Here is a 13,601-nt window from a genome sequence, read left to right as displayed (position 1 = left end):
TGCGTCCTTATTCGTTGTCGCCAAGGATGGCAGCGCAGACCGCTTCGGTGACCATGTCCGTGGTCGCGCTGCCGCGCAGGTCCGGTGTGTGCAATGACGGGTCGGCGGTCACGCGTTCGATTGCGCGCATCAGGCGTGCAGCTGCTGCCGTTTCGCCAAGGTGTTCGAGCATCATCACGGCTGACCAGAAGGTTCCAACCGGATTGGCGATCCCCTTGCCGGTGATATCGAACGCCGAACCATGGATCGGCTCGAACATCGAGGGGTATTGCCGTTCCGGATTAAGGTTTGCTGTGGGTGCAATGCCGATCGATCCGGCAAGGGCTGCGGCGAGATCGGAAAGAATATCGGCATGAAGATTGGTCGCGACGATCGTATCGAGAGAGGCAGGATTGAGCGTCATGCGCACCGTCATTGCATCGACGAGCATCTTGTCCCAGGTCACGTCGGGAAATTCAGCTGCAACGTCCTTGGCGATTTCATCCCACAATACCATGCCGTGTCGCTGTGCATTGGATTTGGTGACGACGGTGAGCAGCTTTCGCGGCCGCGACTGCGCGAGTTCGAAAGCAAAGCGCATGATGCGGGTAACGCCGACGCGGGTGAAGATCGAGACTTCCGTAGCGATTTCTTCCGGCAGCCCCCGATGCGAGCGACCGCCCTGGCCGGCATATTCGCCTTCCGAGTTTTCACGGACGATGACCCAGTCGAGGTCCTTGGCTGTTACGCCACGCAGCGGACTTTCGATGCCCGGCAGGATCCTCGTCGGGCGGACGTTGGCATATTGGTCGAACGGCTGGCATATGGCGAGACGCAGACCCCATAGGGTCAGGTGATCCGGCACGTCGGGGGCACCGACAGCCCCGAAATAAATAGCGTCGAATCTCTTCAGGTGCTCGATGCCGTCATCAGGCATGAGATGACCATGTTGTTTGTAGAAGTCCGATCCCCACGGAAACTCTGTGATCGCAGCCTGAAAGTTGCCGTCGCGGCGGGCACTTGCATCGAGAACGCGCAGGCCGGCGGCGACCACTTCCTTGCCAATTCCGTCCCCAGGAATGGCCGCTATCTGATGTGTCCTCATGAAAATAACTCCCGCTGCTGCGCTCCCAAGATACTCCGATGCCGAATATTCGCAAGATTGTCAATTACAAACTGTTGACAATTTACCAAAAAGGGCATGAGTTCCTGTACCTGAAAGCATATGCTCGTCTGGACCAAAGCAAGGAGACATATTATGGCGCCGATCGAACCGATATCCGCAATGCCGCCATTCGCTGAAGAAAAGGGAAAGCTCATGCACGGCTTTCGCTATGAGCGCATCCCAACGGCCGGCGCCGAAATCAACGTCGCGATTGGCGGTGAGGGTCCGCCGCTACTGCTCCTGCACGGCAATCCGCTGACACATGTGAGCTGGCACAGGATAGCACCGGCACTTGCCAGGCGGTTTACCGTTGTGGCTCCCGACCTGCGCGGCTACGGCGACAGCTCGAAACCGGATGGGGGTGAGGACCACTCCGGCTATTCGTTCAGGGCAATGGGCGAGGATAATGCGGAAATCATGTCGAAGCTGGGGTTCGACAGGTTTCAGGTGGCCGGTCACGACCGCGGAGCGCGTGTCGCTTTTCGAATGGGCTTGGACTATCCCGATCGTATCGAGCGCCTGGCGGCTCTCGATATCGTGCCAACCCATCATGCGCTGACAAATGTGACGCTGGGGTGGGGTATCGAGGCCTATCATTGGTTTTTCATGGCGCAGAAGGCGCCATTTCCCGAAAAGCTGCTCACGGCCGATCTCGCTTATTATATCGATTACAAACTCAACAAGAAGGGTGTGGGCCTCGAAATATTCTCCCCCGAAGCAATGGCCGAGTACAAGCGCTGCACCACGCCTGAACAGATACATGCTGTATGTGAGGATTACCGGGCCACGGTCAGCGTTGACCTTGCAATGGATACCGCCGATTTCGGCAAGAAGACGATCGATTGTCCTGTCCTGGTGCTGTGGGGCTCAAACAGCCATTGCGGGCGACACTTTAAACCGCTTGAAGCCTGGAAACCATGGGCTCCTGATTTGCGCGGCTGGGCAATCCCGACCGGGCATTATCCCGCCGAGCAACGGCCGGACATTGTCTATGATGCGTTCGGCAAATTCTTTATCGGGGAAGAGCCGCTGCCTTTTGCCGCCTGAGCATCGCCGCCCTCCCGCCCACCTTACGTGAGCGGTGAGGGCGGGCGGCCCTTAACCGATTGCCGCCAGTATGCCTCGAGTCATGCCGGCGGTATCGGCAGTTCCCCGGATATCGCGCGTGCGGGTGGCGGGATCGGCCAACGCAACGGCGATTGCCCGCTCCATGATCGATGCCGCCTCGACAGCCTTCGCTATCCCGCGATTGTGCCCGAGCCATTCGATCATCATGCGGGCGGATTCGATCATCGCAAAGGGATTGGCAATACCCTTTCCGGCAATGTCGGGCGCTGACCCGTGAGTGGCCTGCGCCATGGCCAGATTGCCTTCGCCAATGCAAAGGCCGGGCGCCATGCCGAGACCGCCGACGAGACCGGCCGCTTCATCCGTCAGGATGTCACCGAACATGTTTGTCGTGACGATTACATCAAAGCTTTGCGGATCGCGAATAAGACGCATTGCCATCGTGTCGACGATGACCTCGTCGACTGTGACGTCCGGAAATTCCTTGGCCACCCGATGGCATTCCTCGACGAACATACCGCAGCCAAGTTTGAACACGGTGTTCTTGTGAACGAGCGTCAGGCGCTTCTTGCGCTGCTGCGCAATCTCCAATGCCGCGCGGGCCACCCGTGCTGAACCGACACGCGTGATGACCCGGACCGAGATGGTGACATCTTCGGTCGGCCGGAATTCGCCGGAACCTGCCACCACATTGCGGTCCGGCTGGAAACCTTCATTGTTTTCCCGCACGATTACAAGGTCGATGCCCTCGTGAATGGCGCCCAGCCCTGGAAAGGATTTTGTAGGCCGGACATTGGCAAACAGATTGAACCCCTTGCGCATGATCGGATGCGGATTGATCGCCCCCGGAACCTTCGGATAGGCCTGGTGTCCGATCGGACCCAGAATGAAGCCGTCCATCTTGGCGAGGGTCTCCATGGTGCCTTCGGGAAAGGTCGAGCCGTGCGTATCCAGCGCGCTGCGTCCGATTGGCATCGGACGCCAGTCGATCTCGAGGCCGGTCCTCGCCGCGGCGGCGCGGGTGACTTCGACCGCTGCCGGGACGATTTCATGGCCAATATCATCGCCGTTCAGTATCCCGATTACGAGATGGGCAGTCATCTGTGCAGTCCTTTCATTCAGATGCGGCGCCGAAGCGACGCGCAAGGTGTTCAAATATTCGAAAGCTGATGAGGATCGTGGTCATGACGACCGCTATTCGTGTGATCTGGAATGCTGTCACGGTTGTCGTGTCGAGGTGCATTGCCGTTGCCGTCAGCACCATTTCGGTTACGCCCGCGGGGGCAACAGCGAGGAGACTGGTGACAAAGGAAAGGCCCGTTGCCGCCGAAAGCAGCCAGGCCAGGCCCATGGCGACCGCAAGCAGAAATGCCGTAGTTGCAAATGCAGAGAACGTCACCCTGGACAAGCGCCCAAGCAAGGAACGGCGAAAGCGGCAGCCCAGCCAGATTCCGATGACGACTTGCGCGATCACCAGGACAGTCGAAGGGACGGCAAAGGGGCCGAACCCGAAGCCCGCCACGAGTCCGCCGACGAGCGCAGGAACCAGCAGCCAGCTGTTGGGGATCTTCCACGGGCTCGCCAAATACCCCGCAACGGCCGCCAGGATGTAGAGCGCAACAAGTGGCATTGCCTCGGCCCGGAAAGGTATTGGCACCGTGGTGATGCCGCCATCTTCCCCGAAGATGGTGACGAGGAACGGCACGATCGTTACGATCGATGTCACGCGAATAAGGTGGACGACCGCCACCGTGTCGCTGTCGGCGCCCTTCTGATGGGCAACCACGGCCATCTCGGCCAACCCCGCAGCCGCGGTGGCAAAGAACGAGGTTCTAAGGTCGAGCGCGGCGAGTTTGCTGATCATGAACGCGGCAATCATGGTCGCGATGATCATCAGGATCGTTGCCGCCAGCATGAATGGCAGCATGGCGATGATGGCGATGACGACCGTAGGGATGAACCGCAAGCCGATGGCAAGTCCCACAGCAACCTGTCCAAGTTCGCGGCCATAGGGTACGGGCGAGATCGGCGCGCTGAGTATGGACGCGCCAGCGCACGTCAGCAGCGGACCGAGAAGATAGGGCAGGGGCATCGCAACCATCTTGGCAGCGATTGCCCCCAATACGCCGATAAGCAGCGCCAGAGCGACCCGGGCGGGAGCGCGGTCGAAGAGTTTTGGACCTTGCCCACGCCAAAGGGTTCCTGAATCGGGCATTCCGGGCCGTTTGTCAGCCGACCGAAATCAGGCGCGATGTCAGATCGTCCAATGACGCCAGCCGTTCCAGGCCGCGGACCAGTTCAACGATCTCGTCTGCCCTTGCCCGTGCCATGCCGGCAAATTCGGCATTCTCGCGGAATTTATAGGCGACTTCATCGTAGCTCATGGGGAAAGCAGGGCTGCCCTTGCCGAAATCCGCGCGTCCGGAAATTTTGCGTCCGTCCTTGAGATGGATGTCGATCAATGTCGTCATCAGATGGTAGCCCGCTGCCTCGGCTTCGTCATCGATGACGAAGTCGACCTTCTCGATCATTGCCTTGACGTCGTCGCGTTCGACGGCTGCATCTGTGAACTCGTTAAGACCCGCACGACCGTCGAGCAAGAGGATTGCCATGCAGAATTCCATCGAGAATTTTGCCTGCAATTCATCCTTCGGCCTGTGGTGGATAAGGGCGTTCGGCATGTTGGAATTCGTGCCGATACGAACGCGTTCCACATCTTCGGCCCGGATGTCATGCTCCTTGATCAGCCGTAGCATCTCGGTCATTCCGGGATGGGTGAGCGAGCCTGAAGGGTGCGGCTTGATAGAGATGCCGGGGCTCGCGAATGTCCACGGGGCACCGAGCTTGTTAAGGATCGCATTCTGGTCGTATCCGCCGCCGGCAGCTGAGAAGAACCCCCGGGGCGCCTCGAGAATACGCGCAGCGGCCGTCCAGCCATAGGACGCAAACTGCGCCGCCGCGACGCCGCTTTCGGAGGAACGGCCCGCGTGGAAGGGCTTGGTCATGGTTCCGAAATTCTCGCGCAGTCCGGCGGACTGGCTCCCCGCGATCGACAGGGCGCGTTGCGTGGTCGGCACGTCGAAGCCCATAAGCCGCGCGCTTGCCGCCGCCGCCGCAAAGGTTCCGCAGGTCGCAGTGGCGTGAAACCCCGTCTGATAGTGCCGGGGAGCAATTGCCTCTGCGATCTTGCATTCGACTTCCACGCCGAGGTGATAGGCGAGCATCAAATCCTTGCCCGTGCCATTGACGAGTTCGGCTACCGCGAGTGCCGCCGGCAATGCCGGTGCGGTGGGATGCGTCAACAGACCGTAGACACGATCCTTAGCCACGGCGAGTTGCGTGTCGTCATAGTCGTCGGCATGGATGCCGACGCCATTGGCGAAGGCCGCAAAGCGAGGTGCGACCTTCCGGCCGCCACCGATCACCGTTGCCGCGCCATCGGCGAGGCCAAGGTCATCCAGGTGCTGGCGAACCAATTCGCCGCTCCTCGCGACTGAACCGGAGAGGGCCAGGCCGAAACCATCAAGTATCGATTTCTTGCCGAGCTCGATAACTTCGCTCGAAAGGTCGTCAAACTTCGTCTCGACAACAAAATTGGCAACGTACTTCGTCAGTTCGGCATCTGCCTGATTATTCTGGTTCATGCTCAATCCTCTTTTGGCGCTGCCTTGCGGCAATTCGAGTTTTGACCATGCTGGTGAGATTGTTAATTGTCAACAGTTTTATGTTGGCAGGAAGCTTGAGAAATCGGACAAAAGCTAAGCAAGCGTTCACTTGACCAAACGTGCGGTCTGGGAAGGGATTTTTGAGAAACGCGGTCCTTAGGTCCCTGTCGGCTGGCCGGCGCGGCGGGTGCGGACGATGCCGTTCAGAATATGCGTACGCGCCGCAATCAGGCTGCGTATCGGGTCGCGTGCTTCGAGCGCATCGACAATGGCGCGATGCTCCTCGTTTGAAATATGCAGCACATCGTGGCTCGATAGCGCACGGTACCGCTGAATGTGCAATTCGCGCACAAAGCTCTGATAAATAAGCTCCAGCCGGTTATTGCCGGCCATGTGGGTGATCTGCTTGTGAAATTCGAGGTTGACCGGATAGTAGACGTGAACGTCGCCAAGTTTGACAATCTCGTCCATCCGGGCAAGGAGCGCTCTCAGAATCCCGATCTGGGCGTCGGTTATGCGCTCGGCAAGGATCATCGCCATGCATCCGAAAACCCCGGCGCGCGCCTCCGAAAGGTCCTGCGCTTCGTCATTGGTCAGCGCGCGAATGAAGAACCCCCGATTGGGGATGATTTCGATGAGTCCCATCGCCGCGAGCGCGCTGCAAGCTTCGCGGATTGGCCCCCGGCTTACGCCCAGGCGTTGGGAGAGGCCATTTTCGTTGACCCGTTCGTTGGGCTTGAGTTCGCCGTCGATGATCATACGCTCGATCTCGGCCTGGACCACATTTGCAAGCGAGCGGGTGCGGAGAAAATCGATCGCGGACAAATTCTGTGGTGCGTTCGTTGTGTCGGTCATGAGCAAGCCATCGTGACGGGTCTATGAAACGGGTCCAAACTCAGTCCTTTCGAGTTTTGCTCCCAAGCTTTCGTTTAGCAGCAAATGCTTAGGTTGGCGACCCTGCTCGATGGCGGGGTCCACCGCGATTTTAGCACACGATACGCCTTAACCCCGCGCATTCATTTGCGATCCCCCGAGCACCGGCACCCGGTTGGCCACGAAAACGACGGCGAAGGAGGCGGCGAGCAGGATAATGCCGAGAACGCAGATCGCTCCGAGATCACCGCTCTCGTTGAGATCGTAGATGATGACCGAAACCAGCTTGGTATTGGCAGTGGTCAGCAAAATCGTTGCCGAGAGTTCGCGAATGGTGCCGACGAAAACGAAACACCAGGCAGCCACCACGCTCGTACGCAGCAACGGTGCCGTGATGTCCCACAGGGTGCGCAACCGTGAAGCGCCCATGATGCGCCCCGCTTCCTCGAGCTCCGGGTGAACTCCCGAAAAGGCAGATGACATCTGCTGGTATCCTGCGGGCAATTCGATGGTCATGAAGGCGATCAACAGGATCCAGATGGTCCCATAAAGCTGGAATGTCGGGTTGGCATAGCTAAGGAACAGGCCGACGCCCAGCACGATCCCCGGGATCGCCACCGGCGCCGTCGCAAGGACACCCAGGAAGCGGGAACCCGGCACTGAACGGCGCGTAACGAGGTACGACACGATCAGAGCAATAGCGGTCACTGCCGTCGCCGTTAGGAAGCCAAGAAGGAACGTGTTGCGCAGAGCAAGCTGCGTCGCCGAAAACTCGAACAGCACGAATCTCCAGTGACTAAGGGTCAGCGTTGAAAGATTGATCGGGTCGCCCACCGTGCCCGTAAAGGCCGTCTTGAGGATGGCAAGGTACGGCAGGAGGATCGTCAGGCTGAGGATCGAGAACACGAAGAGGATGGCGGCCCATTTCCAGCGCCCGAGTTCCGTTACCCGCGGAGTTCCGCTCTTACCGCCGAGAACGGTGTATCCCTTCCGGCCGAGAATCGACTTCTGCGCGCGCAAAAGGATGATGGTGATGATCAGTAGCGGCAGCGCCGCCGCAGCTGCGAGACCGAGACGGGGCGGAAACTGAAACAGACTCCAGATCTTGGTGGTGATCACGTGAAATCCTGCGGGAAGCGCCAGGATGGCCGGCGACCCGAACATGGTCAGCGCTTGCAGGATGGCGATCAATGTCCCCGCGAGCATTGCCGGCAATACCAGGGGAATCGTCACCTTGCGCAATGTGGTCATGGATTTGCCGCCAAGGATCGAGGACGCATCCTCGAGATCCGACGGGACCTTGTCGAGCGCGTTGGCAACTAGGGTAAAGACGTATGGAAACGTGAAACATGCAATGGCGAAGATCAGGCCGCCGAACGTGTAGATGTTCACCAGATACTGGGATGAATCGAGGCGGAACACACTGCGGTAGATGATGTTCACAAGCCCGCTATTGGGCGCGGCAAGAATCTCATAGGCGATGGCGCCGAGAAAGGGCGGTGTAACGAACGATGCAGTCACCAGCATGCGGATGATGCGCCGGCCGGGCAGGTCCGTTCTGGCCACCAGCCAGGCCATTGGCGTGGCAACGACGCAGGACAGCAGTCCCACGCCGAGCGCCATGGCAATCGCCAGTCCATATGCCCGCAGCAAGGTCGGATCGGCAACGAGTGCAATAAAATTATCGAGCGTCGCCCCTCCACCCGTATCACTACGAAAACTATAGAAGGCGAGCCAGAACAGTGGCAGGAGTACCAGAACGCTCAGGATGAGGGATAACAGAGCGAAAGTTGGCCATGAAAGGTCGATGCCGCTGCGCCGACCCTGAACCTGAGCGATACTGGTCATGATCAATTATGTCCCGAAATACTTTTCGTAGTTGGATTTGATGGTCTGGATCTCAGGCTCGAGTTTTGCCGGATCAGAATGAAGGATCTTGATCTTGGATAGCGGGGTGCGCCCCTCCTTTTCCTTCACATCGGGATGGAAGGATCTCAAGCCGCCGAAATCGCTGTTGAGCTGCTGCGCATCGAGCGAGAACAGATAGGCATAGAACAGCTTGGCTGCATTCGGATGCGGTGCCTGTTTGAGAACGGCCGCATTTCCGACCGCCAGCGGTGTGCCCTCGTCCGGATAGATGATCTTGATCGGCTTGCCTTCATCGATCAGACGAAAGACGTTGTACTCGTTGCCGTCCACCTCGAGAGCACGTTCGCCCTGCGCAAGCTTCTTCGGCGGCTCGGTCGAGGACTGGACCTGCATGATGTTCTGCTTGCCAAGCTTCTCGAAATATTCCCAACCGAGAAGCTGGCTGAGTACGAAGGTTGAGGTCATCACGGTGCCGCTATAGCCCGGATGTGCCTTCACCATCTTGTCCTTGAAGCGCGGGTCGAGCAGGTCTTCCCATGTTTTCGGCGCCTCTTCCTCTTTCATAAGGTCGGAGCGGTATGCAAGGACGGAAAGATGCGCGCGATAGGCGGCAAAATTGCCATCGGGGTCACGTTCGTCCGCCGGCCATTTATCCGCGACTTCCTGCGGCACCATGGGGGTGAGCCAGCCCTGGCGTTTGAAATATTCGAAATGCACAGCGTCGGATGTTTCGATCACGTCGGCATTGTAGATGCCGGTCGAATATTCCTGGCCGATGCGCTGGAATACCCGCTCCGATCCGGCGCGTTCCACCTGGACATCGATGCCCGGGTATTTGGTCTTGAATTGCTCAGCTAATTTCTCGGCGACCGCAACGTCGGTGGCCGTATAGAACACGACCTTGCCCTCGGCTTTGGCGGCAGCCTCCAGTTCTGGCGTAATCTGATAGGGGGCTGGCGCCTCGGCAAAGGCCGCGGACGATACCGCGAGCCCCGAAGCGAACAGCGCGGCAGACAGCGCTTTCTTCCACATGCGTAGTTCCTCCCTTATTGCGCGAGCGCCCGGCATTTCTCTGGCGGGAAATGCAGCCATACCTCCTGGCCGACCGGGATCGCGACGTTGACTGGCGCGACGGTGCGCACCATTTCTCCACCGGCGATGGAAACGAGGTAATCCCGGTGCGAACCGAGATAGATCTGCCGAGTAACCGTGCCAATTGTCGTGTTGGTGTTGGCACCGTTCGGCTTGGTCGAGAGTTCAATGTCGTGGTGGCGGATCGAAACCGCTGTCTTTGTGGTGCCGTCAGCCGTCCCGTTGCCACAGCGCAGCACAAGGCCGGACTGACACAGGACGCTTTCCTTGTCGTTCCGCGTTCCGCTGAGGATATTGGTCCCGCCGATAAACCTCGCCACAAATTCAGTCGCGGGACGCTCGTAGATGTCCTCGGGGGACCCTGACTGCTCTATGCGCCCGTCATTCATCACCACGATAATGTCTGCCGTGGTCATTGCTTCGGCCTGATCGTGGGTAACGTAGACAGTCGTGTAGCGGAATTCGTCATGGAGCCTGCGTATTTCGAAGCGCATCTCCTCGCGCAAATTGGCGTCGAGATTGGACAGGGGCTCGTCGAGCAGCAGTATTTCGGGTTTGATCACCAATGCCCGCGCCAACGACACACGTTGCTGCTGCCCTCCGGACAATTCGCCAGGATAGCGGTCCGCAAGCTGAATAAGCTGAGTGGCGGTGAGTATGGTGCGGACGAGCTCAGTGACTTGAGATTGCGGCATCCGGCGCAATTTCAAGCCGTAAGCCACGTTTTCAAAGACTGTCATGTGCGGCCAGAGCGCATAGCTCTGGAAGATCATAGACATGTTGCGGGCTTCGGGCGGGACGGTACCGCGCGAAGAAGAGACCACCTTGCCGCCGACGCGTATTTCTCCGCCATTCGCTGGAGCAAATCCTGCGATAAGGCGCAAGGTCGTGGTTTTGCCGCAGCCGGATGGGCCAAGCAGGCAAACCAGCTTGCCTTGGTCGACTGACAAATTCACGCCTTTTACGACTGTCAGACTACCATAGCTCTTCGTCAAACCGTCGAGTTCCAGAAATGCCATCACACCTCCCAAGTGTTGGCGGCAACGTGTTGCCGCTCCTTTGGCCACTGCAGGGAAGGTAGGGAGCAAATTGAAGACTGTCAACAGATTACTATTTTATGGTGCGATGAACTTCTTGTGTTCGCATACACCGTGGTGAAGCCGCCCGCGTTCCCGCCGCAGTTGGTGCGGCACCGCAAGGTTATTGATCTGTCAGAAAGGCGGCTGAGGGAGTCCACTGCGATGCAGAGGCGTGGCCGCCCAAACCCAACTTGGGTTGTGCCATTTGGCGTCACCGGTATGGGCAATCAGCGAACACGGAAAAGGATCGATCGTCCGGAACTAATTCTCTCGCAAAATGCGATCCATGGCTTTTCCGCGAGCCAATTCGTCAATGAGCTTATCGAGGTAGCGGATTTCCCGCATGGTTGGCTCCTCGATATTCTCCACGCGGACACCGCAAACCACGCCCGTGATCAAGGTTCTCAAAGGATTGGGATGCGGGGCCTCGGCAAAGAAAGTTTCAAAATCGGTTTGTTGTTCAAGCTGAGTTTGTAATGCCGGCGCGTCATAACCAGTCAACCAAGTGATGATCTGGTCGACCTCTGCCTTTGTGTGTCCCTTTTTCTCGGCTTTGGCAACATAGTGAGGATAGACGCTGGCGAAGCTCGTCGTATAGATCCTGTGTTTTGCCATCGACTCCTCCAGCTCAGCAACGCGCCCGCGACCAACCCGAGCAAGGCTTGGAGTTTAAATCCCAATCGGCGTTAGCTAAGGCTGATCGACGGCTGCCGCGCTGTCAACAGCCGCATAAACGAGGCGACGCCTTTGCCGGCCCGTGCATCGGTTCCGTCAAAGGTCGTCGACACCATTCATGATTTCAGGCCGTGCGCTTGGGTCTCACACCGCTTTCGAAGGTCTGGTTGTCAGCGCCGACAGTGTGTGCGCTTTCGCCTGTGACCCCGAGTTGGGGGAAAAGCAATTCCGCCACACTGAACGCCTCTTCAAGATGCGGATATCCCGAACCGATAATCGTGTCGATCCCGATTGCCTGGTATTCCCTGAGGCGGGCAGCGACATTCTCTGGGCTTCCGACGAGCGCAGTGCCGGCGCCGCCCCGTACCAGACCAAGACCAGCCCATAGGTTGGGGCCGACGACCAGCTTGTCACGGCGTCCGCCATGCAGCGCCGACATCCGCTTTTGTCCGACGGATTGCGAAACATTGAGGAACTCGTTCTGGGCTGCGGCGATCTGATCGTCTGTGATCCGGCTGATAAGGTCGTCCGCGGCAGCCCAGGCCTTTTCTTCGGTCTCACGTACGATCAGATGAATGCGCAGGCCGAAACGAATCCTGCGGCCCTGGGAAAGAGCGCGTGCCCGTACGCGGCTGAGCTTTTCTCCAAGCTGGTGTACGGGTTCTCCCCAGCTCAGATAGACATCCGCATGCCGCGCGGCAACGTCGATGCCAGCGTCTGAAGAGCCGCCGAACCAAATTGGCGGATGCGGCGACTGGACTGGAGGGAAGGAGAGGCCGCGGCCGTGGGAAGAAAGATATTTGCCTTCGAAATCTGCTGCTTCGCCAGAAAGTATCCGTCGCCAGATCGTGAGAAACTCGTCGGTCTGTTCGTAGCGTTCACCATGGCCGAGTTTGTTGCCGTCGCCCGCGAGATCCTTGGGATCGGCTCCAGTCACGACATTGAACAGCGCCCGTCCGTTGGAGATCCGGTCAAGCGCGGCAGCGTGACGTGCGAACATTGCAGGGGTCCCGCTCCCGGGGCGAAGCGCAACGAGAAAGCGAAGACGTTCCGTCAGCGGCACGAGCGCCGCTGACGTGATCCAGGCGTCTTCGCAGTACGGTCCCGTTGGCAGGAGCACGCCCTTGAAGCCCAAACGGTCCGCCGCCTGGGCGATGTCGCGCATATAGCCGAAAGTCGGCGGGCGATGACGTTCGTCGCTACCAAGATATGGGCCGTCGCCGTGGGTCGGCAGATACCAGTATATGTCCAGTGGACCAGCAGGTGCAGTCATGGTTTCCAACCTTAAATTAGAGTTTGCCCTTCCAGGGCGCGATACGATTTTCGAGAAAGCGCATCCCCGTGGCGAACGCGAAGGCGAAGATTGCGATGACGATGAGCCCGACAAAGACGACGTCTGTCGCAAGGAAGTTGGCAGCCGACATGATCATATAGCCGACGCCGGACTGCGCAGCGATCAGCTCCGCCGCCACCAGCGTGGAAAGAGTTGCGCCGATTGCAATGCGCACGCCGGTGAAGATCTCCGGAAGCGCCGAAGGAAAAATGATCGAGGTGAATACCTGATAAGATGTTGCGCCGAGCGATCGGGCAGCGTTGATGCGTTCCTGCGGTACCGAGCGGACGCCCGCCTGAGCCGCGAAACAAATTGGGGCGAACGCCGCCAGACTGAGCAGAACAATCTTCGACGCCTCACCGATTCCGAGCCATATAATCATGAGCGGCAGGTAAGCGAGCGGCGGAAGGCCCCAGTAGATATCGATGGGAACACCGAGGATGCCCTTGGCCCAGCGGTTGAGGCCCATAAGCAGGCCAACTGGAATGCCGAGGCCGATCCCGAAAGCGAGGGCGACGCCTATGCGTCCAAGGCTGGCAAGGATGTGATCGAGGAGGGTTCCGTTCGCATAGCCTTCCGAAGCGACGGCGACGGCCTGCACCGCGACATCTGACGGTGAGGGCAGGAATAACGCTGAGGCGAAGTGATACTTCGTTGCGATGATCCACAAGGCCAGCAATCCGATCAGGGTCGCAAAACTGATCACGGCGGTTCCATGCGTCTTTTTAATGCGACGCGGCTGCTGCGTCCGTTGTCTCTTGACTTCCGAAATGGCCACTGCGGGTTCAATCACTGCGCTCATC

At 58.7% G+C, this 13,601-nt stretch carries 12 protein-coding genes; 1 reads left to right on the top strand and 11 read right to left on the bottom strand.

Annotation, left to right across the window (positions count from 1 at the left end; translation table 11 throughout):
* Positions 1-7: 7 nt before the first annotated feature.
* On the bottom strand, positions 8-1,084 hold the full coding sequence (locus BM074_RS19210) for a tartrate dehydrogenase (RefSeq protein WP_091924231.1): 1,077 nt from the start codon (positions 1,082-1,084) through the stop codon (positions 8-10).
* A 153-nt stretch (positions 1,085-1,237) separates the two neighbouring features.
* Here BM074_RS19210 and BM074_RS19205 point away from each other — a divergent pair, with 153 nt between their 5' ends.
* Positions 1,238-2,191, top strand: a complete 954-nt coding sequence (locus BM074_RS19205) for an alpha/beta fold hydrolase (protein ID WP_244532969.1) — start codon at positions 1,238-1,240, stop codon at positions 2,189-2,191.
* Between the two features lie 51 nt (positions 2,192-2,242).
* Here BM074_RS19205 and BM074_RS19200 read toward each other — a convergent pair whose 3' ends face one another.
* The 10 genes from BM074_RS19200 to BM074_RS19155 form a co-directional block, all read right to left on the bottom strand.
* Positions 2,243-3,313 carry an isocitrate/isopropylmalate dehydrogenase family protein gene (locus BM074_RS19200; RefSeq protein WP_027232715.1) on the bottom strand — a complete coding sequence of 357 codons (1,071 nt, stop codon included), beginning with the start codon at positions 3,311-3,313 and terminating at the stop codon, positions 2,243-2,245.
* Positions 3,314-3,326: 13 nt separating this feature from the next.
* Complete coding sequence (locus tag BM074_RS19195) at positions 3,327-4,427, bottom strand: AbrB family transcriptional regulator (protein WP_091924225.1); 1,101 nt, start codon at positions 4,425-4,427, stop codon at positions 3,327-3,329.
* Between the two features lie 13 nt (positions 4,428-4,440).
* On the bottom strand, positions 4,441-5,856 hold the full coding sequence (locus tag BM074_RS19190; RefSeq protein WP_174208399.1) for an MmgE/PrpD family protein: 1,416 nt from the start codon (positions 5,854-5,856) through the stop codon (positions 4,441-4,443).
* Between the two features lie 177 nt (positions 5,857-6,033).
* On the bottom strand, positions 6,034-6,732 hold the full coding sequence (locus BM074_RS19185; protein ID WP_091951425.1) for an FCD domain-containing protein: 699 nt from the start codon (positions 6,730-6,732) through the stop codon (positions 6,034-6,036).
* Between the two features lie 147 nt (positions 6,733-6,879).
* Complete coding sequence (locus BM074_RS19180) at positions 6,880-8,598, bottom strand: ABC transporter permease (RefSeq protein WP_051615237.1); 1,719 nt, start codon at positions 8,596-8,598, stop codon at positions 6,880-6,882.
* A 6-nt stretch (positions 8,599-8,604) separates the two neighbouring features.
* Positions 8,605-9,651, bottom strand: coding sequence for an ABC transporter substrate-binding protein (locus tag BM074_RS19175; protein WP_027232720.1), 1,047 nt, complete (start codon positions 9,649-9,651; stop codon positions 8,605-8,607).
* A 14-nt stretch (positions 9,652-9,665) separates the two neighbouring features.
* Positions 9,666-10,730 carry an ABC transporter ATP-binding protein gene (locus BM074_RS19170; protein ID WP_027232721.1) on the bottom strand — a complete coding sequence of 355 codons (1,065 nt, stop codon included), beginning with the start codon at positions 10,728-10,730 and terminating at the stop codon, positions 9,666-9,668.
* A gap of 321 nt (positions 10,731-11,051) precedes the next feature.
* Positions 11,052-11,405 carry a DUF2200 domain-containing protein gene (locus tag BM074_RS19165; RefSeq protein WP_091924220.1) on the bottom strand — a complete coding sequence of 118 codons (354 nt, stop codon included), beginning with the start codon at positions 11,403-11,405 and terminating at the stop codon, positions 11,052-11,054.
* 184 nt (positions 11,406-11,589) lie between these two features.
* Positions 11,590-12,738, bottom strand: a complete 1,149-nt coding sequence (ssuD, locus tag BM074_RS19160) for an FMNH2-dependent alkanesulfonate monooxygenase (protein WP_091924217.1) — start codon at positions 12,736-12,738, stop codon at positions 11,590-11,592.
* A 16-nt stretch (positions 12,739-12,754) separates the two neighbouring features.
* On the bottom strand, positions 12,755-13,600 hold the full coding sequence (locus BM074_RS19155; protein ID WP_091924214.1) for an ABC transporter permease subunit: 846 nt from the start codon (positions 13,598-13,600) through the stop codon (positions 12,755-12,757).
* Position 13,601: the final 1 nt, after the last annotated feature.

The organism is Phyllobacterium sp. CL33Tsu, assembly GCF_900113985.1.
In the GTDB taxonomy this organism is placed as follows: Bacteria; Pseudomonadota; Alphaproteobacteria; order Rhizobiales; family Rhizobiaceae; genus Phyllobacterium; species Phyllobacterium pellucidum.
The sequence above is the reverse complement of the archived record's forward strand: the minus strand, read 5'-3'. Positions and strand labels throughout refer to the sequence as shown.

Excerpts from the sequence above, each read along its gene's own strand:
- ssuD (WP_091924217.1), bottom strand. The coding sequence starts at position 12,738 with ATGACTGCACCTGCTGGTCCACTGGACATATACTGGTATCTGCCGACC.
- BM074_RS19200 (WP_027232715.1), bottom strand. The coding sequence starts at position 3,313 with ATGACTGCCCATCTCGTAATCGGGATACTGAACGGCGATGATATTGGC.
- BM074_RS19185 (WP_091951425.1), bottom strand. The coding sequence starts at position 6,732 with ATGACCGACACAACGAACGCACCACAGAATTTGTCCGCGATCGATTTT.
- BM074_RS19190 (WP_174208399.1), bottom strand. The coding sequence starts at position 5,856 with ATGAACCAGAATAATCAGGCAGATGCCGAACTGACGAAGTACGTTGCC.
- BM074_RS19180 (WP_051615237.1), bottom strand. The coding sequence starts at position 8,598 with ATGACCAGTATCGCTCAGGTTCAGGGTCGGCGCAGCGGCATCGACCTT.
- BM074_RS19155 (WP_091924214.1), bottom strand. The coding sequence starts at position 13,600 with ATGAGCGCAGTGATTGAACCCGCAGTGGCCATTTCGGAAGTCAAGAGA.
- BM074_RS19165 (WP_091924220.1), bottom strand. The coding sequence starts at position 11,405 with ATGGCAAAACACAGGATCTATACGACGAGCTTCGCCAGCGTCTATCCT.
- BM074_RS19195 (WP_091924225.1), bottom strand. The coding sequence starts at position 4,427 with ATGCCCGATTCAGGAACCCTTTGGCGTGGGCAAGGTCCAAAACTCTTC.
- BM074_RS19175 (WP_027232720.1), bottom strand. The coding sequence starts at position 9,651 with ATGTGGAAGAAAGCGCTGTCTGCCGCGCTGTTCGCTTCGGGGCTCGCG.
- BM074_RS19205 (WP_244532969.1), top strand. The coding sequence starts at position 1,238 with ATGGCGCCGATCGAACCGATATCCGCAATGCCGCCATTCGCTGAAGAA.
- BM074_RS19170 (WP_027232721.1), bottom strand. The coding sequence starts at position 10,730 with ATGGCATTTCTGGAACTCGACGGTTTGACGAAGAGCTATGGTAGTCTG.
- BM074_RS19210 (WP_091924231.1), bottom strand. The coding sequence starts at position 1,084 with ATGAGGACACATCAGATAGCGGCCATTCCTGGGGACGGAATTGGCAAG.